This is a genomic window from Lentilactobacillus sunkii DSM 19904, assembly GCF_001435575.1.
Lineage (GTDB): Bacteria > Bacillota > Bacilli > Lactobacillales > Lactobacillaceae > Lentilactobacillus > Lentilactobacillus sunkii.
Map to the genome: position 1 here is coordinate 1 of NZ_AZEA01000079.1, position 201 is coordinate 201.

The 201-nt window shown below is 37.8% G+C and carries 1 pseudogene; it reads left to right on the forward strand.

Annotated elements, in window-relative coordinates:
• A pseudogene (locus tag FD17_RS13155) lies at positions 1-158 on the forward strand (IS256 family transposase); the annotation flags it as partial.
• Positions 159-201 lie beyond the last annotated feature (43 nt).

Below are 201 nucleotides of genomic sequence, written 5' to 3' on the forward strand. Positions count from 1 at the left end.
TCAAGCGCACCACCCACCACAAAGAACAATTCCCAACGGAAGATTCATTGGATCGATTCCTGGTTTCTCAGTTTAATGTTTACAACGAGAAGTCCATGAAGCGAATCCATCGCGGATTCAAAGGACTTCAAGATACCCTGGAATCATTATTTATTTAAATTAACTACATAATTATATGTACGAAGGCATTTCATTTACACA